Below are 1,446 nucleotides of genomic sequence, written 5' to 3' on the forward strand. Positions count from 1 at the left end.
TGAACCGAACCCCAAATCTTGAACAAAGATGAGGAGGTTCGGTTTTTATATGTCAAAGTTAACAAGAGAAGAGAAAATAGAAATATATACGTTAAGAAAGAACGGAAAAACAATTCCATCACTTTCAAACTCCTATGGTATTAGAGCGAGTGTTATCAATCACCTAGTGCGTCTTATTGATACTCATGGTATTGAGATTTTAAGAAAGGATAGAAACCGTTATTATTCTCCTGAATTCAAACTCGAGGTAATCAACCGTGTCTTGATCCACCACGAATCGATGTCGGCAACTGCTGTAGAAATTGGGCTGAGTTCTGTAGGAATACTTTATAATTGGATACAAGCCTATAAGAAAAACGGTTATAATGTCATTGAGAAGAAACGAGGAAGACCTTCCATGACAAAACAGAAAACAAACGATAAAGATAATTTAACTACTGAAGAAGAGATCAAAGAACTCAAGAAAAAACTTCAATACGTTGAAGCAGAGAATGAATATCTAAAAAAATTGAATGCCGTAGTGAAACAAAGGGTGGAGCGAGAAAAGAAGACAAAGTAAAGGCAGTCTCCTCACTACGACAGAAGTATCCCTTACAGCTCTTACTTGAAATCGCTGGTTTATCGCGATCAACTTACTATTTTTATGTTTCAAAAGTTGACACAGATTTTAAGAATGATGAATTAATGAATTTAATTATTGAAATCTACTACGAAAATAGAGAACTATATGGGTATAGAAGAATAGCCTTGGAGCTTAAGAATCGTGGTCATGTAGTGAATCATAAGAAAGTGCTGCGCTTAATGGGGAAACTAGGAATACACTCGTTGATACGCAAGAAACGGAAATATTCATCGTATAAGGGAACGGTAGGTTCTGTAGCAGAAAACCATATAAAGCGGGACTTCGAATCGCTCATCCCTAATGAAAAGTGGTTCACTGACGTGACTGAATTTAGAGTCGGTGACAAGAAGTTATATCTTTCTCCAATTCTAGATGCATGTGGACGATACATTATTTCGTACAATGTTTCTACAAGTCCCAATTTAGATCAAATCAAAGACATGCTTGAAAAAGCATTTCGACAAAACACATTCGTTAAAGATCTGATATTTCATTCTGACCAAGGGTGGCAATATCAACATGCATTTTTTGTAGAAACTCTCAAAGAAAAAGACATAATTCAAAGTATGTCAAGAAAAGGGAATAGCATTGATAATGGGTTAATGGAAAGTTTCTTTGGCATAATGAAATCAGAAATGTATTACGGTTTAGAAAAGACGTACAAAAGCATTAAAGAATTAACAATAGCAATCGAAGAATATATCGACTATTATAATAACAAAAGAATTAAGAGCAAACTAAAAGGACTGACTCCTGCACAGTACAGAAATCAATCCTTTAGTTTAACTCTTAATTAAACCGTCCAAGATATTGGGGGCAGTTCA

The 1,446-nt window shown here is 34.9% G+C and carries 1 protein-coding gene; it reads left to right on the forward strand.

Translation table 11 applies throughout. From position 1 onward, the window contains the following. Window positions 1-49 precede the first annotated feature (49 nt). Window positions 50-1,419 (forward strand): IS3 family transposase gene (locus EPJ90_RS08500; protein WP_414650433.1). Its coding sequence is split into 2 segments (ribosomal slippage): window positions 50-550 and window positions 553-1,419, totalling 1,368 coding nucleotides; the frame shifts between segments, so codons are not numbered across the junction. The last annotated feature ends 27 nt before the right edge of the window (window positions 1,420-1,446 follow it).

It is taken from the genome of Erysipelothrix sp. strain 2 (EsS2-7-Brazil) (assembly GCF_016617655.1).
Classification (GTDB): domain Bacteria; phylum Bacillota_I; class Bacilli_A; order Erysipelotrichales; family Erysipelotrichaceae; genus Erysipelothrix; species Erysipelothrix piscisicarius.